This window comes from Acidimicrobiales bacterium, from assembly GCA_025455885.1.
In the GTDB taxonomy this organism is placed as follows: domain Bacteria; phylum Actinomycetota; class Acidimicrobiia; order Acidimicrobiales; family Acidimicrobilacustridaceae; genus Rhabdothermincola_A.
In genome coordinates, this window is sequence record JALOLR010000003.1 from 214,435 (window position 1) to 237,717 (window position 23,283).

Below are 23,283 nucleotides of genomic sequence, written 5' to 3' on the forward strand. Positions count from 1 at the left end.
GGGCGGCCTCGTCCGGCGAGCCCGGCGACGAGACGGTCTCGGCGTAGGCGAGGCTGACGCCGGTCCCGCGATCGGGGCGCACGCCGAGGGCGGCGACGTCGACGGAGCGCAGCCCCTCGGCGACGACGGGGCGGCCGAGGTCGAAGGCGGTGTCGGGGTCGAGGGTGGTGGCGAAGGCCCACAGCCAACGGTCCTCGAGGGGGACCCTGTACAGGCCGCCGGGCCGGGCCGTTCCCCCGGGGGGTGTGCCGATGTCGATGCCCGGGTCGACGTCCGGGTCGAGGTCGAGCAGCGACGCCGGGCGCCCCTGCCGACGGGCCTGGTGGGCGTCGACCACCGCTCGACGGAAGGCGCACGGCGAGACGACGGGTTCGGAGGGGTGCGGGGGCGGCTGGTCGGGGGCCGTCGCCCGGACGTCGAGCACGACGGTGGAGCCGACCCGGATCCGCGTGCGGAGGCGGGGCAGGGAGTGGGTGAGCGTCGCCGCCACCCGGAGCGCGGCGAGGGCCCCGGCGGAGATCACGCCGGCCCCGATGGACGACGACTCGACGGTGACGAGCGGCGCAGCGGTGAGGCGGGTGGGCGGTGGACTGCGGGCACGGCGACCTCCTCGGTGGTGTTAGGTAACCCTAACACTCCTCAAGAGGCATGCCTAAGCAGATGGGGGCGGCGCAGGGCGACGCCCGCCGGACCACCACCCGCGGGGAGGCGACCTACGGGGCGGTCATCGACGCGAACACCGGGCGGAGCTGGGCCAGGAAGGCGTCGGGGTCGGCGTGCTTCGACGTCGCAGTGGCGCGGTCGCGCTCGGTGGCATAGGTGATCAGCCGATCGTCGCCGAGGGCCGCGACGAGGGCGACGGCCACCTCGTCGGCGGAGGCGGCGGTGGCCGGATCGACGGGGAAGGGAGGGTCGTTGCCCTCCTTCGGCGTGGAGAACTCCGTCGTCGTGGTGCCGGGCACGAACAGGTGAGCCCGCACGGCGGTGTGGGCCAGCTCCACGTGCAGCGACTCGGTGAACATCTCGAGGGCGGCCTTCGACGCCGAGTAGGCCCCCACCTTGAACGCCGCCATGTGCACGCCCATCGATGACACGTTGAGCACGTGGCCCGTGCCCCGCTCGACCATCGCCGGCAGCACGGCGAGCGTGAGGCGAACGGGCGAGAAGTAGTTCATGGCCATCACGCCCTCGACGTCCTCCGGGGTCATCGTGACCACGCTGCGCCGCTTGGGCGCCCCGGCGTTGTTGACCAGCACGTCGACGCGGCCGCCGAGCAGCTCGGTCGCCGCCGCCGCAACGGCGTCGAGGGCGTCGAGGTCGGAGAGGTCGGCGGTCAGCATCTGCGAGCCGGGGGAGTGGCGGCGCACCTCGTCGAGCACCTCGGCCAGGCGGTCCTCGCGCCGCGCCACGAGGCACACGGTGGCCCCTGCCCTGGCCAGCTCGACGGCGGCGGCGGCCCCGATGCCCGACGACGCCCCGGTGAGCAGCACTGTCTGGTCGGTGCCGTCCCAGCTCACGACGGCTTCCCCGTGCGGTTCTCGTAGACGCGCCGCAGACCGTCGCGCCACGTCACCCGGCACGGCCCCGTCAACGACAGCCGGCGGGTGTTGTCCGTCACCGAGCCTCGCAACGTGCCGGGCTGCTCGACGGCGTGCACCACCGGCTCGAACCCGCCGAGCTCGCCGATGTACGCGCAGTACTCCTGCACGCTCACCGGCTCATCGCCGGCCCAGTTCACGATGGTCGCCGGCACCGAGGCCGCGTCGAGGAGCGCCGCGGTCTGGCTGTTGATGTCGTCCTGGTGGATCGGCATGTACATGCACGGGTCCCAACGGGTGGTGACCGGCCCGCCGGCCAGCAGCGCGTCGAGGTGCTGGGTCGGCAGACCGCCGTTGGTGCCGTACGAGGCGTTCATGCGGGCGATGGTGATGGGCAGGTCGAAGAGCTTGGCGCAGGTGCGGGCGACCGCCTCCTGGGCGATCTTGGACATCGAGTAGGTCGGGGCGTGCTTGGCGTTCACCTCGCCGAGGGGGTCGGTTTCGTGGAACACGTGGTGGGGGTCACCGTCGAAGGGTGGCCGGTACACGGAGTGGGTGGACATCACCAGCGCCGCCTTGGCCGATCGGCAGTGCTGGAGCAGCAGTCCGGTGCCCTCGGCGTTGACGGCGAAGGCGTGGTCGTAGTCCCAACCCCCGCCTTGGAACGCGGCCAGGTGCAGCACGTAGTCGAAGTCGGTCGGCAGCGCGGACAGGTCCCCGTCGCCGAGGTCGAGTTTCAGGGTGGTGATGCCGGCGTCACGGCAGCGCTGCTCGGAGCCCTCCTCGGAGAACCGGGCGATGCCCCACACCTCGTTGTCGGCGGCCAGGTACTCGGCCAAGGGGAAGGCGATCTGCCCGGCCGGGCCGGTGACGAGGATCTTCTGGCCGGAGAGCGAGGCCACGGGTCAGACCTTCAGCAGATCGGGGTAGGTGGTCTCGACGAGCCGTCGGATGCCGTCGCGCCAGCTCACCTCGGGCTGCCAACCGAGGCCCAGCAGCTTGGAGGAGTCGACCGGGTTCGGCGGGATGGTTGCCGTGGTCTCCTCGAGCTCGAAGTCGACGCCGGTGAGCCGGTGCAGCTCGTCGCACCACTCCTCGATGCTCACGATTTCCGGGTTGCACCAGTTGTAGATCGTGGCGGGCACGTCAGCGGCGGCGAGCAGGTAGGGCAGCGACGAGAGCAGGTCGTCGTCGTGGAGCAGGCAGTGGGTGTTGGGCCGGTCGGCGCTCACCCCGATCTTCATGCCGTGCTGGGCCATCTGCAGCTGGAAGGACATCCACCCGTGGGTGGGCCCGTAGGGCACGTCGAGGCGGGCGATGACGGTGGGCACGCCGAAGCGCTTGGCCGCGTACTTGGCCGACGACTCCGCGGCGATCTTCGAGATCGAGTAGGTGGGCAGGAAGCCCATGGCCCGGTGGTTGTCGCCGAGCGGGTCGGTCTCCTTGTGAGCGACGTGCCCGTTGGGCTCGTAGACCGCGCACGACGAGCAGTGCAGGAACGCCCTGACGCCGGCGACCTTCTCGATGAGGTGGGCCACGCCCTCGGCGTTGGCGGCCAGGGCGCGGTCGAAGTCCTGGTCCTTGGACACGGCCATGTGCAGGACGTAGTCGAGGTCGTCGGGGATCTCGTCGAGGTCCGCGGTCTCGAGGTCGACGGCGACCGGGATGACGCCGTCGGCGGCGACCTTGTCCTTGGTCGCCGGATCGGCGAACCGGGAGGTGCCGTAGACGGTGTTGCCGGCGGCGACGAGGTTGCGCGACAGCGGGCCGGCGACCTGGCCGGTCACGCCCGTGACGAGGATGCGCTTGCCGGTGAGCGGCTCGGGGGCGGTCATCGCAGGTCTCCTGTGAAGTCGTCGGTGCCGAAGTTGGTCTGTTGCCAGGGGGCGGTCCACACGTGGTGGGCGAGCCCGCTGGCCTCGATCTGCTCGCCGAGGCGGGCGTAGCCCTCGTCCCACCCCTCGGCGGCGTCGTGGTCGAGGAAGTGCAGCTGCAGGAAGCGGTTCGGGCCCGCCTTCGGGCGCACCACGTCGGCCGGGGCGTCGTCGGCGAGCGGGATGACGGTGCCCGAGCCCACGAGCTCGGGACCCCAGGGCTGTGCCATCGCGTCGGGGATCCAGGTGTCGCGGAACCAGGCGTCCACCTCGTCGTGGGTGTGGCCCTCCGCGACGTCGCCGGCCACGACGACGAGACCCGGGTAGCCGTGGTCGAGCGCCAAATCGATCGTGCATCCGGTGGGGTCCTTCTGCACGTTCCAGCGCATCGCGTAGAGCAGCGTGTGGATGTGGTCGCGCTCGGCGTACATGCGGCCCTGGGTGTGCAGCCAGTTCACGTTGTCGACGTTCCAGCGGTTCGTCTCGTCGTCGGTGTCCTTCAACCACCAGTACACCGCGAGGTACGACCCGGTGAGCGGGTCGGGCGTCATGTCGTTCTCGGCGGTCGAACGAAGATCCTTCAACCGCCGGGTGGCCACGAAGCGGTCCCCCGCGAACACGTTCGGGCCGACCAGGCATCCCGAGTAGAAGTGGTCGTGCTCGTACCACCGGTTGTAGGCGACCTCGTGGCCCGGGTGGGGCTCGACCATGGTGAACAGGAAGGTCCCGACCTTGATCGGGTAGTCCTTCTCCGGCGCTTCCGACACGTGCGTCCCCCTCGTCTGGCCTGTGAGCCGCGTCACGTTAGACCGCTCGGCGGCGGGTCCTGTCCGACGTGGCGCGCCCCGTGCTCGCTCGCCTCCGGGGCGTCCGTGCGTCGATGAGGGCGGGTTCGAGGGTTCCGTCGGCTCGCGGCGCGCGGGGCTCTCCCCGCACCGGCCAACCCCCGCCTCGCGCGGTGGGGACTACTGGACCGCGAGCAGGGGGGCGACGGTCTCGCCGAAGGCGCTGATCTGGTCGGCCATGTGCCGGGCCGAGGTGGCCCGGAAGCGGACCTGGAGCTGGTTGACGCCGGCCGGCGTGTTGGCGGCGATGGCCTCGGCGATCTGCGTGGGCGATCCGCTGATGTCGCCCTCGCGGACCTCGGCGCCCTCCACGACGTGGAGGAACGGGAGGAGCACGTGGCCGAAGGCGAACGGCTCACCAGCCCTGCCCGCGGCGTCGCGCTGCTCGCGGATGTAGGCGATGCTCTCGTCGGTGGCGGGGCCCTGCGGGAGCCAACCCTCGTAGCGCGCCGCGCGGCGCAGGGCCGGCTTGCCGGAGCCGCCGATCCAGATGGGCGGACGGGGGGTCTGGACGGGGCGGGGGCATGCGCCCATGTCGCCGACGTAGGTGTTCTCGAGGGCTTCGGCGAGCCGGGGGAGGAGCTCGTCGGTGATCCGCCCGCGCTCCGCGAAGGGCACGCCGAGCGTGTCGAACTCAGCCTCGACGTGACCGGCGCCGATGCCGGCGATGGCCCGCCCGCCCGAGAGGAAGTCGAGCGTCTCGTAGCCCTTGGCGGCCACCAGCGCGTGGCGGTAGGCCAGCACGTACACGTGGCTGAGCAGCGCGCAGCGCTCGGTCTGGGCGGCGAGGAAGCCGAGCGTGGTGAACGTGTCCTGCCACCACAGGCCCATGGCGTCGGCCTTGTCGCGCGGGATGGCGATGTGGTCGCACACCGCGACGTAGAAGAAGCCGGCGGCGTCGGCGGCCCGGGCGATGAGAGCCAGGTCGTCGGGGCCGGCCTCACGTTCCCAGTCCGCGACGTAGAGCGAGCTCTGGGACTGGATGGCGAGCTGGGTGCCGTAGGCGAGCGTGCCGTCGGGAATCATGAGCATTGTCGGAACCTACAGCGTCGAGCCGCGTCCCTCCCGCAGGCCCGGCCCGGCGAGAGCCACGCCCCGAGCGGCTCCCCGGGGCGCGGAGTGGTGGTCCTCTCGAGTCCTCGTCCCACGACGGGAGCCGGCTCGGCCCCGGGGAGGTCTCAGTGGGCGAGGATCGACGTGCGGTCCGGGTCGTACCGGGTGGCCCCGGCCACGATGGCGAGCTCCTCGATCGCGGCGATCTCGGCCAGCGCGGCGACCGCGCCGAGTGCCACGATCGGCATCCGCCCCCGCACCAGTGCGACCCCGACGACGACCGCGAGCCCGAGGCCCGTCCCCCTGTTGAGGTGCGAGTGCATCACCGACCAGGTCCCGAAGCGCCGGTGCGTGACGAGCAGAGCGGCGATCCTCGTCGCGGCGACCACCAGCGCGACCCGACCGACCAGCGGTCTCGCCGGAGCCTCGACCGTCGCCGTGGCGGTGAACGCCGAGGCAGCCACGAACGCGGCGTCCGCCGCGCTGTCGAGGCGGGCGCCGCGGGCCGAGGCCGTCCCGAGTCGGCGGGCGAGCGGTCCGCCGACGAGGTCGGTGGCCACGCCCAGCAGGAAGAGCCCTGCCACCAGGTTGCGGCGTCGCCGCGCCGGCACCATCGACAGTGCGATCGGCACCCTCGACAGGGTGACCGCATCGGTCAGCCGACGTCGGCCCGCACCGTCCATCGGCGGAGCCTACGGGGTCGATCCGGCCCGTCTCCGGTGACCCGAGGAGGGGCGGGCAGGATGGCGCCAGATCGCATGTAGTGGCGCCAGAACGGCGGTAGTGTCGACGGATGGCGACCATCCAGGTGAAGCACGTGCCCGAAGAGGTGCACGCCGAGTTGCGTCGGCGCGCCGCACAGGCCGGCATGTCGCTGCAGGAGTACCTGCTGGCCCGCCTCGAAGCCGATGCGAGGACGCCGACGCTCGACGAGGTGCTCGACCGAGCCGGCGGTCGCGCCGGCGGGAAGGCCCCGCTCACCTCCGCGGTGTCGGCCGTGCGTGCTGACCGCGACGCACGGTGATCGTCGTCGACGCCAGCGTCATCGTGACCGGGCTCGCCGACGACGGGCCCGACGGGGACCTCGTGCGCAGCCGGCTCCGAGGAGAACAGCTGGTCGCTCCCCATCTGATCGACCTCGAGGTGGTCTCCGCCTGGCGGCGTCTCGTCGCCGCCGGCCACATCGACGAACGAAGGGCAACCCTCGCGATGGAGGACCTCCGGTCGTTGCGACTCGAGCGCTCGCCGCACGGGCCGCTCCTGGATCGCTGTTGGGAGCTGCGCCACAGCCTCACCACCTACGACGCGGCCTATGTCGCCCTCGCCGAGCTCACCGAGCTCGATCTGGTCACCGGGGATCGCCGCCTCGCCGGCACCCCCGGTCTTCGTTGCGCCGTCGAGGTGCTCTGAGCGCGGGGCGACGCTCAGGGGCGGGCGGCGAGGGGAAGCGCCGGCGACCGAGCCGCACCGTGTCCCGACGAGGCGTCAGCCGAGGGGGTGGTGGGTGGGTCGACGCTCAGGGGCGGGCGGCGAGGGGAAGCGCCGGCGACCGAGGCGCATCGCGTCCCGACGAGGCGTCAGCCGAGGGGGTGGTGTGGGTGGGTCGACGCTCAGGGGCGGGCGGCGAGGGGAAGCGCCAGCGACCGAGGCGCATCGCGTCCCGACGAGGCGTCAGCCGAGGAGGGCGCCATCATCAGAGCCCGAGGAAGCTGCCGCCGTCGCAGACGATGGTCTGGCCGGACACGTAGGCGGCGTCGTCGCTGCACAGGAACACGGCGACGCCGCCGATGTCGGCCTCCGGATCCCCGATGCGGCCGAGGGGGGTGCGGGCCTCGATGGAGCCCTTCAGCGTGGGGACCTGTTCGAAGATGTCGGTGAGGGCGGGGGTCTCGGCCACCGGGGCGATGCAGTTGACGGTGATGCCGTCGGGGCCCCACTCCCGGGCCAGGCTCTTGGCGAGCGCCCGCTGGGCACCCTTGACCGGGGCGTAGAGGGGCAGGTTGGCGCTGCCCTCGATGCCGGCCGGCGACGTGAGCATCACGTAGCGACCGTGGGGGCTGGCGGCCAGGTGCGGGTGGGCGGCGCGGGCACACCAGAAGCTGGCCCACGCGGTGGTGTAGGAGAGCTGGAACCACACGTCGTCGGGGGTCGACTCGAGGCGGGTCGCCACGCCGCCCGAGAACGCGTTGTGCACCACCACGTCGAGATGGCCGAACCGCCCCACCGTCTCGTCGACGCAGGCGCCGATCGACACGGGGTCGGTGACGTCGGTGACGACGCACGTGGCGTCGCCCCCGAGCGCCCGGATGGCCTCGGCGACTGGCTCGCCCGTGGCGGCGCGACGGGCGGCGACCACGACGGTCGCCCCCTCGGCGGCGAGGCGACGGGCGATCCCCTCGCCGACGCCCTGCCCGGCGCCCGTGACGATCGCGACCCGATCGCGGAGGCGGCTCACATCCACAGCCCTCCGTCGACGACCAGCGTCTGCCCGCCCAGGGCTGCAGCGGCGGGGCTGCACAGGAAGGCCAGCACCTCGCCGGGATCGGCGTCGGGCCGCGCCGGAGCGGCGATCGACACCGGGCCGGCAGCCTCGGGATCGGCGAGCACGCCCGCGGGCCCGACGGCGAGCACGTTGGCGGTGATCCCCTCCGGTCCCCACTGGCGGGCGGCGGACTTCGCGAGCAGGCGCACGCCCTCGGCGGCCATCGCCCAGTGGGCGTAACCGGCGCCGCCGGCGAGGGCGATCGTCGGCACCACCATCACGAGGCGGCCTCCTGCGGCCCCGAAGCGCTCCCGGGCCCGTGTGCACATGTCCACGGCGTCGTCGAGCGTGGTCTGCCAGGCGGCCCCGAACCCGTCGTCGTCGAGGTCCGCGAACGGTCGGGGGACGACCACGGCCGGATCCCAGGTCGCGAACACCGCGGCGCCGAGCGGTCCGTCGCCCCGGAGGTCGTCGGTGACCGTGCAGCCTGTCGCGGTCAAGGCGGAGCGCAGCCGGCCGGCGAGCGGCCCGCCGCCGAGCACGGCGACCGCGAGCGGGGTGCCGGTCGTCGGTGGGTCGTCGCTCGCGATCGTGGTCATCGGCCGGTCAGTCAACCACGTCGCCGGGCGGACCGGGCCCGGGTCGAGGGCGGCTCAGCGTCGGCTCGGGTGGGCCAGGAGGAAGGCGACGATCTCGGTGCTGGCGTCGTAGCCCGCGTATGGCTGACCGACGACGGCGTCGGCTGCGGTGCCAGGTTCGCTCCCCGGCCATGCGTGACCCGCCCCCTCGAGCATCACGAGCTCCACCGTGGTCTCGTCGAGGCACGGCGCCCATCGTGTGGTCGTGATCTCCGGGTTCGTCGCTGACGCCGTCACGGTCGGGTCGACCGCGCACCCGCTCTGGGCGGCGAGACGGACGAGCCCCTCCATGGCCGGGGTGTGGTCGATCCCGAAGGGGCTCTCGGGGCCCACCCCGCCCTCGAACGGGAGGTTCCGGTCCGCGGCCCCGTGGATGTGCAGCAGCGAGACGGGCTCCACCGGCCGGCAGTCCTCGACCGAGAGGGTGCCGGCGAAGACGGCCACCGCTGCGACGCGATCGGCGGCCTCGCAGGCCAGGCGATAGGACATGATCGCCCCGTTGGAGTGACCGGTGGCGTACACGCGGTCGGGATCCACGGGGTAGGTGCGCTCCACCTCGTCGATCACCTGCTCGATGAACGCGACGTCGTCGACGTCGGCCCGGGCGGCGGGTCCACAGCAGGTGCCCCCGTTCCAACTGCGCGTCGCCGGTCCGAACGTCACATCGGGATCGATGCCGAATCCCTCGGGGTAGACGACGATGACGCCGTTGGCCTCGGCCACGGCGTCGAAGCCGCTGCTCCTCTGGAACTGCCCAGCGTGACCCGTTCCCCCGTGGAGGGCGACGAGCAGCGGTGCCGGCTCCCCGGGCACCAGGCTGGCGGGCACGTAGGTGAGATAGCCCCGCGTGCGGCCGTCGGGCGTCGAGACGGTGTCGGTCCTGGTCTCCCCGGTGGGATCCACCGCGGCCCGCACCGCCGGCTCCGTCGTTCCGGTCGATTCGGCCCCGTCGCGGTCTGCGGTGTCCGCCGTGCACGAGGCCAGGACCATCACGGCGAGCACGACGATGACGGCGGTGCGGCGTGTGACCACCGAGCAAGTCTCCTGGCTCACCCTGACGGTCGCCTGAACCGGCCCGACCCGGCCGGTCGGATGCCGGGCGCGGGATCGTCCCCCGGATGTGTGACCGTGTTCACCTTTGGCTACTGTCTCGCCCCATGGAGATCGGGTACACACCGGAACAGGAAGCCTTCCGCGGCGAGCTGCGGGCCTACTACGACCAGCTGCTCGACGACGAGACGGTCGAGGAGCTCTCCCACAGCCACGGCATCGGGGACGCCACCAAGCGAGTGTGGAAGCAGATGTGCGCGGACGGTTGGGCGGGCGTCGGGTGGCCGAAGGAGTGGGGTGGTCAGGGGCGCAAGGCCATCGACCAGTTCGTCTTCTTCGACGAGTCGATGCGGGCCGGGGCTCCGGTGCCGATGCTCACGATCAACACGGTCGGCCCGACGATCATGAACTACGGCACCGACTGGCAGAAGGAGTTCTTCGTCCCGAAGATCCTCGCCGGCGACATCCACTTCTGCATCGGGTACTCCGAGCCCCAGGCCGGCACCGACCTCGCTGCGCTGCAGACCCGGGCGGTGCGTGACGGCGACGAGTACGTCATCAACGGCCAGAAGATGTGGACCTCCCTCGCCGGTGGGGCCGACTACTGCTGGTTGGCGGTCCGCACCGATCCCGAGGCCAAGAAGCACAAGGGCATCTCGGTGATCATCGTTCCGATGGACACGCCCGGCATCACCATCCAGCCCCTCACCCTCATGGGCGAGCACGACATCAACGCCACGTTCTTCGACGACGTGCGGGTGCCGGCCAAGTACCTGGTCGGCGAGGAGAACGGCGGTTGGGGGCTCATCACCAACCAGCTGAACCACGAGCGGGTCACCCTGTGCTCGAGCGGCATGCCCGAGGGCATCCTGAACGACGTGCGCAAGTGGGCCCAGGAGACGACCCTGCCCGACGGGCGCCGGGTGATCGACCAGGAGTGGGTGCAGCTCAACCTGGCTCGCGTCCACGCCCGACTCGAGTACCTCCGCCTCGCCAACTGGAAGGTGGCGTGGTCGGCCGAGGAGCACGCCCTGCACCCGGCCGACGCCTCGAGCGTCAAGGTGTTCGGCACCGAGTTCTACCTCGAGGCCTACCGGCTCCTGATGGAGGTCCTCGGGCCGCGCAGCTACCTGAAGGCCGATGCCCCGGAGTCGATCCTGCGCAGTCGCCTGGAGGGCGGCATCCGGGGATCGATCATCCTCACCTTCGGCGGTGGCACCAACGAGTTGCAGCGCGACCTCATCGCCATGTTCGGCCTCGGCTTCCCGCGCTCGGCGCGCTGAGCCGTCCAACCATCCACGAACGCACGGACGAAAGCACCCATGGACTTCTCCTTCACCTCCGATCAGGACGAGCTGCGCGGCCTCACCAACCGGCTCCTCAGCGACAAGGCCGGTCCCGAGCACCTCACCGCCGTCCGTGAGAGCGACACCGGTGTCGACCTGGCGCTGTGGCGCGAGATGGCCGAGCTGGGCCTGGTGGGCATCGGCCTGCCCGAGTCGGTCGGCGGCGGCGGCCTCGGCTTCACCGAGGCGGCCATCGTGCTCGAGGAGGTCGGCCGGTTCGTGGCCCCGGTTCCGGCGCTGCCCGTCATGGCCATGGTCGGCCCGCTCCTCGCCGAGCACGGCACCGCCGAGCAGTGGGCGGGTCTCGCCTCCGGCGAGCGCGTCGTCACCGTGGCCCTCCACGAGATGGTCGGCGACGTCATGGAGCCTGCGCTGACCGCCGACGGCGGACGCCTCACTGGGGTCAAGGTGTGCGCACCCTTCGGTCACGTCGCCGACGCCTTCGTGGTGTCGGCCGCCGACGGCCTCTACTACGTGCCCGCCGACGCCGACGGCGTGACCGTCACCCGCCAGGACACCGTCGACGACATCCCCGACGCCATGGTCGAGCTCGCCGGTGCGCCCGGCCAGAAGCTCACCGGGCCCGAGGGCCTCCGGTCCCTCGTCGAGCGGGGGCTCGCCGGCCAGTGCGTGATGATGGCCGGGATCACGGCGCAGGCCATCGAGCTGACCTCCGCCTACGTGAAGGAGCGGGTCCAGTTCGACCGGGTGATCGCCACGTTCCAGGCCGTCGCCCAGCGGGCCGCCGACGCCCGGATCGACAGCGAGGCCATCTGGCTCACGGCCTGGCAGGCCGTGGCGCTCATCGACGAGGGCGAGCCGGCCGCCGAGCAGGTCGCCTCCGCCAAGTACTGGGCGGCCGAGGGCGGGCAGCGCGTCGTGCACGCCGCGGTGCACCTCCACGGCGGCGTGGGTGTCGACCGCGACTACCCGCTGCACCGCTACTACCTCTGGACCAAGTACCACGAGCTCTTCCTCGGCGGCACGACTCCCAGCCTGCTCAGGCTCGGCCGGTTGCTCGCCGACACGCCGGTCTAGCGCCGGCGCCGGCCGGGTCCCACCGTCGGGGGGTGGTGGGACCCGGTCCGAGGTCAACGGAGGGGGAATCCAGATCGGTCCCGGCCCCGGCCGGGACCGATCTGCGTCCGGGCCCCGTCGACGGATCAGCGCACCAGGTAGACCATGGCCACGACGATGCCGATGGCGACGACGATCCACCGGAACACCGCCGGGTGGAGCCGACCGGCGAGCCGGCCGCCGAGGTTGCCGCCCACCAGGGCCCCGACGGCCATCACCGCGGCAGCTCCCCACCACACCCGTCCCGAGAAGACGAAGAAGAGGCTGGCGGTCACGTTCACGACCACCGACATCGCCTGCTTGAGGGCGTTCACGTCGGTGAGGTCGTCGGGGAGGAACACGCCGAGCACGGCGAGGAACACGATGCCGAGTCCGGCGCCGAAGTAGCCGCCGTAGATCGACGCGAGGAAGACCATCGCCACGGCCGCGGTCGTCAGGCCGTGATCGGCGACGGACCGGTCCGCCCCGGATCGGGTCCGGCGGCGTTCGATGACGGAACGAACCCGGTCCTGTCCGGCGAGGAGGGCGCAGGCGAAGAGGATGAGGAAGGGGATGAGCCGCTCGAGCAGGTCGTCGCCGGTGGCCAGCAGCAGCAGCCCGCCGAGGAGCCCGCCGAAGGCCCCGGCCGGGGCCAGGACCCGCAGCCGGTCCCGCTGGGCGCGCACGGAGCCTCGCTGCGCGTAGGCGCCGCCGACGTAGCCGGGGGAGAGCGACACGGTCGACGTGACGTTGGCCGACACGATGGGCAGGCCGACCGCGGTGAGCGCCGGGAAGGAGATGAGGGTCCCGCCGCCCGCGACCGCGTTGACGAACCCGGCGGCTGCACCGGCGGCGGCGACGAGGAGCAGTTCGATCGGGCTCACGCCTCATCCTCGCCCAGCCGCGTCGACCGTCGGGGCGATGTCGTCCGGGAATGCCCCGATGTTGAGGAGTGTGAACGACACGCGAGGAGACACCGTCATGGACGCTGCGATCGATGTCCGTCGAGCGGACACCCGGCCCCACACCCGCATCGGGTGGCTCGACAGCCGCCACAGCTTCAGCTTCGGGCGCCACTACGACCCCACCAACACCGGCCACGGGCTGTTGTTGGTCTCCAACGACGACCGGGTCGCCGCCGGCACCGGGTTCAGCACCCACCCCCACCAGGACATGGAGATCGTGACGTGGGTGCTGTCGGGCCGGCTCGAGCACAAGGACTCCGAGGGCAATCACGGCGAGCTGTACCCCGGGTTGGCCCAGCGGATGAGCGCCGGGACCGGTATCTGGCACTCGGAGATGAACCCGTCGCGGGGCGAGGACGTGCACTTCGTGCAGATGTGGGTGCCGCCCGACACCGAGCGCGTCGACCCGTCCTACGAGCAACGCGACATCAACTCGGAGCTCGACCGGGGTGGGCTCCAGCCGATCGCCTCGGGGCAGGGTCATGACGCCGCGATCACCATCCGCCAACGAGATGCCGTCCTCTGGGGCGGCCGGTTGAAGGCGGGGGAGACCGTCGCGGTGCCTGACGCCCGGCACGTCCACCTCTTCGTGGCCCTCGGCGAGGCCGGGCTCGAAGGGGCCGGGCCCTTGGCCGAGGGGGACGCCGTACGACTCACCGCCGCCGGCTCGCCGTCGCTCACCGCCGGGCCGAGCGGCGCCGAGGTGCTCGTCTGGGCCACTGCCTGAGGGCGTGGTCAGGGCCCGCCGGCCACGACCAGGACGGTGAAGAGCACATAGGTGCCGACGAGGACGCCGCCTCGCCAGCGGTCGAGGGTGAGGCGGCGGTTCGGGACCAGCAACAGGATGCTCACCGCCCCCATCACGAGGCTGAGCGCGACCTCGCCGAGGGCGACGTCGAAGGGACGCAGGATCGTGAGCACCGACACGATCCAGAGCCCGTTGAAGATGTTCGACCCGACGATGGCGCCGAGCCCGATCTCCTCGTGGCCCCGGAGCCCGGCGGCTAGGACGGTGGCCAACTCGGGCATCGAGGTGCCGAAGGCGACGAACGTGGCGCCGACCACGAACGGGTCGAGACCGAGGCTGTCGCCGATCGCCTCGGCGGCGACGACGATCAGCCGCCCGGCGACGACGAGGAGCCCGAGGCCGACCAGCGTGACCACCACCGCCCGCCCTCGCTTCCGTTCGCCGAGCACCTCGACGGAGTCGGCGCGGGCGCGACGGGCGTGGCGCACCGTGACGCCGAGCCAGATCGCGAACACGGTGAGCAGCACGGCGCCGTCGAGGCGGGACATGGTGCCGTCGGCGACGAGCGCGAGGATCAGGAAGGGCACGGCGACCGCCACCGGGAGGTCGCGGCGGACGGTGGCCCGTTCGGCGGTCAGCGGCCGGATCAACAGTGCGAGCCCGAGGATGAGGCCGACGTTGGCGACGTTGGAGCCGAGGGCGTCGCCGAAGGCGATGGCCGACGTGTCGTCGGCGGCCGCGCTCAGGGCCACGAAGAACTCCGGGCTCGAGGTCGCGAACGCGGCGACCGTGACGGCGATGATGGCCGCCGGCACGCGGGCCCATGCGGCGATCCCGACCGCGCCGCGGACGAAGAGCTCCCCTCCGGCGGCTGCGGCGGCGATGCCGGCGAGCAGGGTGACGGCGGTGGTCATGATCCTCCGGGCGTGGTTCGGCGTGTGCCGACCAGGCTTCCCGGCGCTCCGGAGCCCGAGGATAGCGAGCCTCCGGGAGGGCAACGGGCGTGGAGCGGAGCCTCCGTGGTCCAATGGGGCAGTGGTGACCGTTCGAGCGGCCGTCGAGGGCGACGTCGAGTGGGCGCGGGTGATCGAGGTCGATGCCGGTCGACGGTTCCACGAGGTCGGTCTCGGCCCGGTCGCCGAGGACGACCCGCCATCGGCGGACGAGCTCGCCGGTCACGTCCGCGCCGGCACGATGTGGGTGGCGGAGCTCGACGGAGAGGTGATCGGGTACGCGGTCGCGTCGATCGTCGACGACCACGGACACCTCGACCAGGTCAGTGTCACGCGGATGGCATCGGGGAGGGGAGTGGGGACGGCGTTGCTCGACCGGGTGTGCGCGTGGGCGAGCGGCGTGGGCTCGGAGTGGGTGACCCTGACGACCTTCCGGGATGTCCCGTGGAACGCCCCGTACTACTCGCGGCGAGGGTTCTCGATCCTCGACGAGGCGGAGCTCGGTCCCGAGTTGGCGGCGGTCCGCGAGATGGAGCGCATCGGCGGCCTCGAGGTGTCGCCGAGGGTGGCCATGCGCCGCCGGCTGGCGTCGGCTGACCGGGCGCCGACGGACGAGCCGAGCGATCGGTCGCCCGGCGGCAGGACTGCCGCAGGGTCGGGCCCACGACAGCTCCGGCGCCGTGGGGCGGGAGAGGGGGGAGGTGACGTCACCGAAGCGTCGTGACCGCACAACGGGTCCCGCCGTGTCGACGGGTTCCCGGTCCCGCTCAGCGTGTCGACGGCCCCGACGCTGTGGCCCCCTGTTCGGCGTGGTGCGGGAGCAGCGAGAGCCCGAGGGCGGCGAGCACGGCGCAGTGGACGGCCCGGGAGCCGAGTCCGATCACCAGCGTGTCCGGGGCGGCCCGGTACGTGAACAACAGCACGGCCGCGAGCGCGATGGTCCCCCCGCCCACCGCTCGTCGCGCTGCGGCGCCGGCACCGGCCAGCAGCCAGGTGCCGATGCCCACCGCGATGAAGACGAGCCCGAGGGCGACGGAGCCGGGGAACACCGAGACGCCGAACTCGTCGGGGATGTCGTTGCGCCCCGTGAACAGCGTCCGGGTGATGTTGTCGTCACCGGTGAACCCGGCCGCGAGGTTGGTGACGGCGACGGCCGCGCCGTAGACGGCGGCGACGACGCCCATCGAACGGGCGGAGTGCGGGTGGGAGCGACCGGCTTGGACGAGCACGGCGATGCTCAACCCGAACATCAGCAGGTACGACCAGTACCACTCCTCGGGGGCGTTGGCCACGGCCAGGCCGATGCCCAGCGCCTGGAGCCCGCTCACCACCGCGGCGGTGCGCAGCGCCCGTCCGCTGAGCAGCGCGGCGGCCACGAAGACCTCGACGAACAGCGTCATCCACCCGAACGCCGAGATCTGGGTCAGCACCACGTTCTCGAACACCCACGCCGACCCGGGGACCACCGGGTGGTCGACACCGGCCTGCACGAAGTTGCGCAGGCCCCCGAACTCCGTCGGCACCTTCCAGTTCACGTTCGACAGCCACATCAGGCCGAGCAGCCATCGCACGACGATCGGCCCGACGTCGCGCACGGCGTGGTCGACCGTGGCCGCCACCCGGTCTCGGCGGGCCCACCAGCTGTCGTCCTCGACTCCCACGTCCGATCCAGCCATGTGGTCCCGTCCGGTCAGGCGCACGGGAACGTGCTGGCCAGCACGTCCCCCCGCAGTCGGTGCTCGCGTAGCTCGTCGGTGACCGCCTCGATCACCGCGCCCAGCGGGCGCCAGTCGTCACCGACGCGCATGGCGGGATCGGTGGCCGCCACCGGGTGCCACCACACACCCTCGGCCGTGACGCACACCTCGGGCAGCAGCGACGCCCGGGACACCGTGAGCCCCGCGTTGGCGGCGCCCTGTCGGGCGATTCGGCGCACGACCCGTTGGCGATCGGTGAGCCCGAGCTCGTCGAAGAAGGCGTCGAGCTTGTCCGCCTCCGGGCCGGCGTCTGCGCCGAGCGTCGCCGCCACCCGGACGTCGAAGCCGAGCTCCAGGGCGAGGTGGATCCCGGCGACGGCCCGGGCGTGGCTCCCTGCGCCGCGGTGGCGGTCGTGGAGGTGGGCGTCGACCGAGTCGAGGCTGATCTGGAGGGTGAGTCCGTCGCGGGGCAGCGCCTCCAGGCGGCGTCGGCGCTCGCCGGTCCAGACCATGGCGTTGGTCAGCACCGTGGTGGGGATCCGGCCCACGGCGTGCCCGAGGCGGTCGTCGAGGTCGAGCAGGAGGAAGGGCTCCCCGCCGGTCACGTAGAGCTCGGCGACACCGTGGTCGAGCGCGGCGTCGACGAGCGCTGCGAAGTCCCCCACACCGACGGTCCGGGGCGCGGCCCGCGGGGACGAGGCCACGCAGCAGTAGTCGCAGGCCAGGTTGCAGTGGAAGTTCGTGTACACCCAGAGGCGGTGCCCGGGCCGGCGCTCCGGTGGCAGCGCGGCGATCGGATCGTCGATGGGCCCGCGGTGGACCTCGACGCCCTCGGCGTGCACGGCCAGCACGGTGTTCGAGGTCGCCCGGCACCACTCGGCCACGACGTCGACCTCGGCGGGTCCGTCGACGGCCACGATGCACGTCGACCCGGCGGCGGTCGCACCGACCTCCTCGACGAGCCGGCTGACGAGCTCGAAGCTCATCGCGGTGGCGGCGCGTCGGCGCGTGGGTCGGGGCGCGGTGCCATCACCAGTGGTCGGCGATCCCTTGGGCGGTCATCGCCTCGTCCAGCGAGGCATAGCCGTCGAGCTCGGCGCGCTTCCACTCCCGCAGCCCTTCGAGCTCGAGCACCCGCCGGTGGTCCGGGTCGTCCCAGGACATGGCGAGGAGGTGTCGAACCCAGGCCTCGGCACGACCGTCGTCGAGGCTGTCGAGTGCCGTGAAGTTGCAGTGGTTGTAGGGCTCGGACTCCCAGATCACCTCGAAGTCGGCGATGCCCGCATCACCCGCTGCAGAGAGGGCCTGCCAGGTGTTGACGCCCACGGCCGCGACGTCGGCCTCGTCCTCGGCGACCGCCCTGAGCGCATCGAGGTCCGAGCGGCCGGTGTCGCCGTGCTTGCCGACGTCGCTGTCGAAGAGGATCAACTCGACCTCGTCGGTCCCGATGCCCTCCCGTTCGAGGAACCACAGCGGGAGGATGCGCGCCTGGCCGGAGTCACGCGACCCCAACGCCACCCGGGCGCCCCGCACCCCGGTGAGACCGTCGCGACCTCCGCCCTTGCGCCCGATCATCAGGGTCGTGAACACCAGGTCGGTGTCGCGCATGGCCAGGGCCCGGGCCGATCCGCCCGTGCGGCGCAGCGTGCGGATCCAGGCCACGTTGGTGTTCCAGGCGAGGTCGACGTGGCCGGCGAGCAGTGCGTCGACCTGACGCTCGTAGTTCGAGTAGAGGACGTAGTCCATGGGGACGGGGGCGTCGCGGAAGTAGTCGCGCATCCCCTCCCAGATCGGCACCACGTTCGGGGAGTAGGCCACGGCGCCCACCACCATCGGTTCGGGTTCGGTCATCGGGGGATCCTCGTCGGGTCGGTCGGGTCGGTCGGGGACGTCAGAACAGGTCCATGCCGCACAGGGCCCGCCCGGCGAAGTCGAACAACGCATCGGAGGTGGGCGCCATCACGAACCCCGCCCGGGCGTCACGGTAGGGCCGATCGATGCCCACCTGCTTGGAGAACGCCGCGCCCCCCGCGACCCTCAGGGCGGTCTCGGTGACCGACAACGCCATCTCGTTGCAGCCCGCCTTGGTGGCCAGCACGGCGAGCACCGTCCCCTCGTCGGGTTCGGCCACCCGCCGGGCGGTGTCGGCGAGGAGAGTCTCGTGGGCTCGCAGCGAAGTCCACGCCTTGGCCACGTAGGCCCGCACGGTGGGCAGGTCGGCGATCGCGGTGTCGAGGTGGTCGAAGCGGGACCCGCTGACGTGGGCCACCGCCCGGTCGAGGGCCGCCCGGGCCAACCCGACCGACACCGCCGAGTTGCCGAGCGCGAACCACGGCAGGACGATCTGCATCATCTGCCCGAAGCCGCTCGCCGCCGGCCCGAGGCGGTCGGCCTCGGTGACGGTCGCCGAGAGGTTCGCCGGGGCGGAGTCGTTGCCCCGCAGGCCGAGCCCGTCGAAGCGCCCGTCCACCGAGACGCCCGGTTGGGTGCGGCGCACGAGGTACAGCTCGGACTCCATCGGCCCACCGACGTCGGCGGGCCGGACCGACGACACCCACACGTCGGCTTCCCGGGCCGAGGTCACCCAGCTCTTCCTGGCCTCGAGCAGCCATCCGCCGTCGGTGGGCTGGAGCTGCGACACCGGAGCCCAGAAGTGGCTGCGCGATCCGGCCTCGGAGAAGGCCAGGGTCGCCAGTGCCGAACCCTCGGCGAGCTCTCGCCGCAGGTCCTCACGCCCGCCGTCCGCGGTGGCGTCGATGACCGCGCTCGACACGAGGTGCATGAGCAGCACCATCGACGTCGATCCGCAGGCGTGGGCGACCGACGACATCGTCGTCACGAACTGCGCAGGCGTCGCCCCGAGCCCGCCGACGTCCTCGGGCAGCAGGAGCCCGAGCAGGCCCTCCTCGGTCAGTGCGTCGATCGACGCCCGGGGGAACACCGCATCGGCGTCGACCCTGTCGGCTTCGGTCACCAGCACGGGCAGCGCCCGGTCGAGGCGGTCGCGGAGGGCAACGTCGTCCATGGCGGTCGTTCCTTCGTCGTCGGTGGGGCCCGTCGAAGCGGGTCGGGCGATGGCCGCCGAACGTAGTGAGGGCCCCGGCTTCGCGGAAGGGGACAGGAACCGGATTTCGGGATTGTTGTGATCTGTTCGGCCACGGCTCGCAGGCGTGCATGGTGGAATGAGGCGTGCTCGCCTCGCCCGCCCCGGCCGGGACCGGACCCCGCGATCGGCCCGCAGCCCGCGACGTCGCGCCGGTCGTCGGGGCGCCCGGGATCGGGTTGGTCGTGCCCACGGTCGCCGCACTCGCGGTGTGGGTCCTGTTCGTCGTCGTCGCCCGGGCGTGGGGCCTGCACCTGGAGGCGACGGGCACGAAGCTGGTGCTGTTCACCCCCCCGGTCCTCGGGGGCTACCGGCAGCAGGTCCCCGTGGCGCTGGTCCCGATCGTCGCGCTCGGGATCGGATTGGCGGTGGTGCTCCCGCGCGCCGCCGGTGCGGCGCGCTGGGCCGCCGTCGTGGCGTCGGCCACGGCCGGCGCCGTCGCGTGGTGGGTCGGGTTGGCGCTGGTCGACGGACCGTCGGGGCTGACCCGCGGGTTGTACTTCGACGCCGACTACGCGGCGGCGGTGCAGCGGGTCGCCTCCGGTCCGGGCGCGTTCCTGGCCGACTACGTGCCCACCCTCGCCGGCGAGCCGATCGCCCTGCGCGGGCACCCCCCGGGGTTCGCGTTGCTCTTCGGCGCCCTCGAGGCGATCGGCCTCGGCGGCGAGCGGTGGGCGGCGGTCGTCGTCATCGTCGTCTCCTTGTCCGCCGTGCCGGCCGTGCTCGTCGCCGTCCGGACGATCGCCGGGGAGGACTGGGCCCGCCGCAGCGCTCCCTTCGTGGCCCTCACCCCGGCGGCGACCTGGATCGTGACGTCCACCGACGGGGTGACCATGGCGACGGTGGCGTGGGCGGTGGCCCTCCTGGCGCTGGCCGGCCGGAGTGCTCGCACCCACCGGGCGGACCTCCTCGCCGTCGGGGCGGGGGTGCTGTCGGCGGCGGCGGTGCTGCAGTCCTACGGCATGGCCCTCGCCGCGGTCCCCGTCCTGGCGGTGGCGTGGCACCAGCGTCGGTGGCGACCGTTGCTGGTGGCCGGCACCGCAGCGGCAGGAGTGGTGCTGGCCGTCGCCGGGTGGGGGTTCTGGCTGCTCGACGGGCTCGACGCCACGTTGCGCGAGTACCACACGCTCGACGTGGAGCGCCCCTACGGGTACTTCCTGTTCGCCAACTTCGGGGCCTGGGCGCTGGCCCTCGGTCCTGCCACCGCGGCCGGGTTGGCGCTGCTGCGCGACCGGCGCATGTGGGTGATCGTCGGTGGAGGCCTGGCGGCGGCCGTGCTGGCCGGCGTGAGCGGGCTCTCCGAGGGCGAGGTCGAGCGGATCTGGCTCCCGTTCACCCTGCTCGTCCTCCCGGCGGCGGCGTGCCTCTGGCGGAGCCGACGCCAGGCCACCGGGTGGTTGCTCGTCCAGGTCGGCTCCGCCGTCGTGTTCACCGGTGTCATCGGGGCCAACTGGTGAAGCCGGGCGCAGGCCGGGCCCGGGTAGCGGAGCGAGTCGGATGAGCCGCGTCCTGGTGACCGGTGGGGCGGGCTTCATCGGGTCGACGGTCGTCGATCTCCTCGTCGAACGGGGTCACGAGGTGACGGTGATCGACAACCTCCATCCCCTCGCCCACCACCGCCACCCCGACCACCTCGCGCCCGGGGTGCGCTACCACTGGGTCGACCTCCGTGAGGGCGACGCGCTCGACGGTCTCGTGCGGGGCATCGACGTCGTGTGCCACCAGGCGTCGATGGTCGGCCTCGGGGTCGACTTCGACGACGTCGCCGACTACGTGGCCGACAACGATCTGGGGACCGCCAACCTCCTGCGGGCGCTGCACCGCGACCGGTTCGCGGGGCGCATCGTGCTGGCCAGCTCGATGGTCGTCTACGGCGAGGGTCGCTACCGGTGCCCGGCCCACGGTGTGGTGCGGCCCGGCCGTCGTCGGGCCGAGGACCTGGCGGCCGGCGTCTACGAACCACCGTGCCCGGCGTGCGCCGGGCCCCTCGAGTCGGTCGACGTGCCCGAGGACGCCCCCCTCGAGCCGCGCAACGTGTACGCCGCCACCAAGCTCCACCAGGAGCACCTCTGCCAGAGCTACGCCGCCGACCACGACGGCACGCTCGTGGCGCTGCGCTACCACAACGTCTACGGCCCACGGATGCCGAGGAACACCCCCTACGCGGGGGTGGCGAGCATCTTCCGGTCGGCGGCCGAACGCGGTGAGGCCCCGCTGGTCTTCGAAGACGGCGGTCAGCGGCGCGACTTCGTGCACGTGCGCGACGTGGCGCGGGCCAACGTCGTCGCCGTCGAGGCCCCTCCCGACGTGGCCGGCGCCTTCAACGTGGCCTCGGGCGAGCCGCACACCGTGCTCGACATGGCGGAGGCCCTCGTGTCGGCGATCGCCGCCCGCGACGACGGTCCGCTCCCGCCCCCGCCCCGGGTGGTGGGCGGCCATCGACCCGGCGACGTCCGCCACATCGTGGCTTCCCCGGTGCGGGCCGCCGAGGTGCTCGGCTTCCGGGCCGGGATCGGCTTCGCCGAGGGGATGGCCGAGTTCGCCCATGCGCCGCTGAGGGACTGACCGGGGTGATCGTCTGCGTGCTCGCCAAGGAGCCTCGACCGGGCTTCGTCAAGACCCGCCTGTGCCCCCCGTTCACCCCTGACCAGGCCGCCGAGCTCGCCGAGGCCTGCCTGCACGACACCATGGACGCGGTGTCCGCGACGCCCGACTCGGTGCCGCTCGTCGTGCTCGACGGGCGCCCCGGGTCATGGCTGCGCAGCGGGACCGGCTGCGTCCCCCAGGTCGACGGCGCCTTCGGTGACCGCCTCCAAGCGGCCGTGGACGAGGGGTTCCGGCGTCTCCCCGGAGGCCCGGTCGTGGTCATCGGGATGGACACCCCCCAGGTCACCCCCACGCTGCTCGTCCGGGCGCGGCGGGCGCTGGATCCGGGCGACGGCTCGACCGGCGACGAGAGCGGTTCGACCCGAGCGGTGCTCGGTCCGGCGACCGACGGCGGGTACTGGCTGATCGGCTTCTCCCGTCCGGTGGCGGGCGCGTTCGCGGGGGTCCTGATGAGCGCGTCGACGACCGGTGCCGCCCAGCTCGCCCGACTGGAGGAGTTGGGCTGTCGGACGGTGCTGATCGACGAGCTGACCGACGTCGACGACGCGGTCTCCGCCCGTCGTGTGGCCGACGCCGCCCCCGGCACCGGCTTCGCCCGTGCGCTGGCGAGGCTCGGACCGGCGCGGTGACCGCTCCGGCGGAGGTCGACGTGGTGCTGCCGGTGCTCGACGAGCGCGACGCCCTCCCGTGGGTGCTCGAGCGGATGCCCCCCGGGTTCCGGCCCCTCGTGGTCGACAACGGCTCGACCGACGGCTCGGCCGACGTCGCCCGAGGCCTGGGCGCCCGGGTCGTCGAGGAGCCCCGCCGGGGCTTCGGGTCAGCGTGCTACGCCGGACTCTGCGCCGCCGAGGCCCCCTGGGTGGCCTTCATGGACTGCGACGCGTCCCTCGATCCCGGCGATCTCACGGCGGTGGCCGGAGGCGTCCTCGACGGCTCGTTCGACCTGGTCCTGGGGGCCCGCGACGCGGCTCCGGGCGCGTGGCCGGTCCATGCCCGCCTGGCCAACCGGTACCTGGCTCGGCGGCTGCGGCGCCGGTTCGGCTTCGGGATCACCGATCTGGGCCCGATGCGGGTCGCCGACCGGGAGAGGCTGCTGTCGCTCGGACTCCGGGACCGCCGCTCGGGGTGGCCCCTCGAGATGCTGGTGCGGGCCGGCCAGGAGCAGTGGTCGGTCGGGGAGGTGGTGGTGCCCTACGCCCCCCGGCAGGGCCGGTCGAAGGTGACCGGGACGGTCCGGGGGACCGTCCAGGCGGTGCGGGACATGCGGCGCCAGATCCGCCGCGCCTGACGCGTCGGCCCTCCGTGGGAGCATGCGGGGCGGGGCGCAG

At 72.8% G+C, this 23,283-nt stretch carries 25 protein-coding genes and 1 pseudogene; 10 read left to right on the forward strand and 16 right to left on the reverse strand.

Annotated features, from left to right (window positions below):
• Nucleotides 1–81 precede the first annotated feature (81 nt).
• From MUE36_04050 to MUE36_04080, 7 genes and pseudogenes are all read right to left on the reverse strand, one after another.
• Nucleotides 82–177, reverse strand: a pseudogene (locus MUE36_04050) (polymer-forming cytoskeletal protein).
• 536 nt (nt 178–713) lie between these two features.
• Nucleotides 714–1,517 (reverse strand): SDR family NAD(P)-dependent oxidoreductase, encoded by an 804-nt coding sequence (locus MUE36_04055; GenBank protein ID MCU0310100.1) that lies wholly within the window; start codon nt 1,515–1,517, stop codon nt 714–716.
• On the reverse strand, nt 1,514–2,440 hold the full coding sequence (locus MUE36_04060) for an NAD(P)-dependent oxidoreductase (GenBank protein ID MCU0310101.1): 927 nt from the start codon (nt 2,438–2,440) through the stop codon (nt 1,514–1,516). Before MUE36_04060 ends, MUE36_04055 begins: the two co-directional genes overlap by 4 nt.
• 3 nt (nt 2,441–2,443) lie before the next feature.
• Nucleotides 2,444–3,373 carry an NAD(P)-dependent oxidoreductase gene (locus MUE36_04065; protein MCU0310102.1) on the reverse strand — a complete coding sequence of 310 codons (930 nt, stop codon included), beginning with the start codon at nt 3,371–3,373 and terminating at the stop codon, nt 2,444–2,446.
• Complete coding sequence (locus MUE36_04070; protein MCU0310103.1) at nt 3,370–4,179, reverse strand: hypothetical protein; 810 nt, start codon at nt 4,177–4,179, stop codon at nt 3,370–3,372. The genes MUE36_04065 and MUE36_04070 overlap by 4 nt, the downstream gene beginning before the upstream one ends.
• Nucleotides 4,180–4,377: 198 nt before the next feature.
• Nucleotides 4,378–5,289 carry an LLM class flavin-dependent oxidoreductase gene (locus MUE36_04075; protein MCU0310104.1) on the reverse strand — a complete coding sequence of 304 codons (912 nt, stop codon included), beginning with the start codon at nt 5,287–5,289 and terminating at the stop codon, nt 4,378–4,380.
• Between the two features lie 146 nt (nt 5,290–5,435).
• Entirely contained in the window at nt 5,436–5,993 is a 558-nt protein-coding gene (locus tag MUE36_04080) for a CDP-alcohol phosphatidyltransferase family protein (GenBank protein ID MCU0310105.1), read from the reverse strand.
• A 110-nt stretch (nt 5,994–6,103) separates the two neighbouring features.
• Between MUE36_04080 and MUE36_04085 the strand changes: the two genes are divergently transcribed.
• On the forward strand, nt 6,104–6,334 hold the full coding sequence (locus MUE36_04085) for a hypothetical protein (protein ID MCU0310106.1): 231 nt from the start codon (nt 6,104–6,106) through the stop codon (nt 6,332–6,334).
• Entirely contained in the window at nt 6,331–6,720 is a 390-nt protein-coding gene (locus tag MUE36_04090; protein MCU0310107.1) for a type II toxin-antitoxin system VapC family toxin, read from the forward strand. The genes MUE36_04085 and MUE36_04090 overlap by 4 nt, the downstream gene beginning before the upstream one ends.
• A gap of 283 nt (nt 6,721–7,003) precedes the next feature.
• On the opposite strand, the gene MUE36_04095 is transcribed toward MUE36_04090, so the two are convergent.
• Genes MUE36_04095 through MUE36_04105 form a run of 3 tightly spaced genes read right to left on the reverse strand, consistent with a single transcriptional unit; the run spans nt 7,004 to nt 9,462 of the window.
• A complete protein-coding gene (locus MUE36_04095) occupies nt 7,004–7,765 on the reverse strand; it encodes an SDR family oxidoreductase (protein ID MCU0310108.1) in 762 nt (253 codons plus the stop codon).
• On the reverse strand, nt 7,762–8,391 hold the full coding sequence (locus tag MUE36_04100) for an SDR family oxidoreductase (GenBank protein MCU0310109.1): 630 nt from the start codon (nt 8,389–8,391) through the stop codon (nt 7,762–7,764). Before MUE36_04100 ends, MUE36_04095 begins: the two co-directional genes overlap by 4 nt.
• A gap of 54 nt (nt 8,392–8,445) precedes the next feature.
• Nucleotides 8,446–9,462, reverse strand: a complete 1,017-nt coding sequence (locus MUE36_04105) for an alpha/beta hydrolase-fold protein (GenBank protein MCU0310110.1) — start codon at nt 9,460–9,462, stop codon at nt 8,446–8,448.
• Between the two features lie 125 nt (nt 9,463–9,587).
• Between MUE36_04105 and MUE36_04110 the strand changes: the two genes are divergently transcribed.
• A complete protein-coding gene (locus MUE36_04110) occupies nt 9,588–10,763 on the forward strand; it encodes an acyl-CoA dehydrogenase family protein (protein MCU0310111.1) in 1,176 nt (391 codons plus the stop codon).
• Nucleotides 10,764–10,802: 39 nt separating this feature from the next.
• Entirely contained in the window at nt 10,803–11,864 is a 1,062-nt protein-coding gene (locus MUE36_04115; protein ID MCU0310112.1) for an acyl-CoA/acyl-ACP dehydrogenase, read from the forward strand.
• Nucleotides 11,865–11,989: 125 nt separating this feature from the next.
• Here MUE36_04115 and MUE36_04120 read toward each other — a convergent pair whose 3' ends face one another.
• Entirely contained in the window at nt 11,990–12,766 is a 777-nt protein-coding gene (locus MUE36_04120; GenBank protein ID MCU0310113.1) for a sulfite exporter TauE/SafE family protein, read from the reverse strand.
• A gap of 97 nt (nt 12,767–12,863) precedes the next feature.
• On the opposite strand from MUE36_04120, the gene MUE36_04125 reads away from it, so the two are divergent.
• The gene (locus MUE36_04125; protein ID MCU0310114.1) at nt 12,864–13,574 is read left to right on the forward strand and encodes a pirin family protein; all 711 of its coding nucleotides are present in this window, start codon (nt 12,864–12,866) and stop codon (nt 13,572–13,574) included.
• 8 nt (nt 13,575–13,582) lie between these two features.
• Here MUE36_04125 and MUE36_04130 read toward each other — a convergent pair whose 3' ends face one another.
• Nucleotides 13,583–14,509, reverse strand: a complete 927-nt coding sequence (locus MUE36_04130; GenBank protein MCU0310115.1) for a calcium/sodium antiporter — start codon at nt 14,507–14,509, stop codon at nt 13,583–13,585.
• 124 nt (nt 14,510–14,633) lie between these two features.
• Here MUE36_04130 and MUE36_04135 point away from each other — a divergent pair, with 124 nt between their 5' ends.
• Complete coding sequence (locus MUE36_04135) at nt 14,634–15,272, forward strand: GNAT family N-acetyltransferase (protein MCU0310116.1); 639 nt, start codon at nt 14,634–14,636, stop codon at nt 15,270–15,272.
• Between the two features lie 43 nt (nt 15,273–15,315).
• Here MUE36_04135 and MUE36_04140 read toward each other — a convergent pair whose 3' ends face one another.
• Genes MUE36_04140 through MUE36_04155 form a run of 4 tightly spaced genes read right to left on the reverse strand, consistent with a single transcriptional unit; the run spans nt 15,316 to nt 19,270 of the window.
• On the reverse strand, nt 15,316–16,224 hold the full coding sequence (locus MUE36_04140; protein MCU0310117.1) for a hypothetical protein: 909 nt from the start codon (nt 16,222–16,224) through the stop codon (nt 15,316–15,318).
• A 14-nt stretch (nt 16,225–16,238) separates the two neighbouring features.
• Nucleotides 16,239–17,231, reverse strand: coding sequence for a radical SAM protein (locus MUE36_04145; protein ID MCU0310118.1), 993 nt, complete (start codon nt 17,229–17,231; stop codon nt 16,239–16,241).
• Between the two features lie 43 nt (nt 17,232–17,274).
• Nucleotides 17,275–18,096 carry a PhnD/SsuA/transferrin family substrate-binding protein gene (locus MUE36_04150; protein MCU0310119.1) on the reverse strand — a complete coding sequence of 274 codons (822 nt, stop codon included), beginning with the start codon at nt 18,094–18,096 and terminating at the stop codon, nt 17,275–17,277.
• A gap of 40 nt (nt 18,097–18,136) precedes the next feature.
• Nucleotides 18,137–19,270, reverse strand: a complete 1,134-nt coding sequence (locus MUE36_04155; protein ID MCU0310120.1) for an acyl-CoA/acyl-ACP dehydrogenase — start codon at nt 19,268–19,270, stop codon at nt 18,137–18,139.
• Nucleotides 19,271–19,533: 263 nt separating this feature from the next.
• Between MUE36_04155 and MUE36_04160 the strand changes: the two genes are divergently transcribed.
• The 4 genes from MUE36_04160 to MUE36_04175 are packed head-to-tail and all read left to right on the forward strand — an operon-like array spanning nt 19,534 to nt 23,243.
• A complete protein-coding gene (locus MUE36_04160; protein MCU0310121.1) occupies nt 19,534–20,805 on the forward strand; it encodes a hypothetical protein in 1,272 nt (423 codons plus the stop codon).
• A gap of 40 nt (nt 20,806–20,845) precedes the next feature.
• Nucleotides 20,846–21,913: an NAD-dependent epimerase/dehydratase family protein gene (locus MUE36_04165; protein MCU0310122.1), complete on the forward strand. Its 1,068-nt coding sequence runs from the start codon at nt 20,846–20,848 to the stop codon at nt 21,911–21,913.
• A 5-nt stretch (nt 21,914–21,918) separates the two neighbouring features.
• Nucleotides 21,919–22,584 (forward strand): glycosyltransferase, encoded by a 666-nt coding sequence (locus MUE36_04170; protein ID MCU0310123.1) that lies wholly within the window; start codon nt 21,919–21,921, stop codon nt 22,582–22,584.
• Entirely contained in the window at nt 22,581–23,243 is a 663-nt protein-coding gene (locus MUE36_04175; protein ID MCU0310124.1) for a glycosyltransferase family 2 protein, read from the forward strand. The genes MUE36_04170 and MUE36_04175 overlap by 4 nt, the downstream gene beginning before the upstream one ends.
• Nucleotides 23,244–23,283: the final 40 nt, after the last annotated feature.